Consider the following 534-nt stretch of genomic DNA (forward strand, 5'->3'; position numbering starts at 1 on the left):
AAGTCCAAGTACGTGTGATAGTGACATTACAAGGATTTGTATCGTCAGTAATATCTTCTACCGTACCAACAATCTCACCATTACAGTTATCTGTAGCAGTTAACTCAACAGCCGCAGGCACATCCGCCATACACTCATAAGTAACATCTGCAGGCGCTTGAGGCGCAACAGGCGCAGTCGTATCTTGAATAGTAATTGTTTGAGAAACAGACGACGCATTATCGCACGCATCAGTAAAAGTCCAAGTACGTGTGATAGTGACATTACAAGGATTTGTATCGTCAGTAATATCTTCTACCGTACCAACAATCTCACCATTACAGTTATCCGTAGCAGTTAACTCAACAGCCGCAGGCACATCCGCTATACACTCATAAGTAACATCTGCAGGCGCTTGAGGCGCAACCGGCGCAGTTGTATCTTGAATAGTAATCGTTTGAGAAACAGACGACGCATTATCGCACGCATCAGTAAAAGTCCAAGTACGTGTAATAGTGACATTACAAGGATTTGTATCGTCAGTAATATCTTCTA

Annotated in this window: 1 protein-coding gene; it reads right to left on the bottom strand. The window is 42.9% G+C overall.

Annotated elements, in window-relative coordinates:
- Positions 1-534, bottom strand: a 534-nt coding sequence (locus ABD690_RS13500) for an HYR-like domain-containing protein (RefSeq protein WP_486303591.1), incomplete at both ends; no start/stop codon positions are given.

Origin of the sequence: Corallibacter vietnamensis (assembly GCF_039537875.1) — a bacterium.
In the GTDB taxonomy this organism is placed as follows: Bacteria; Bacteroidota; Bacteroidia; order Flavobacteriales; family Flavobacteriaceae; genus Corallibacter; species Corallibacter vietnamensis.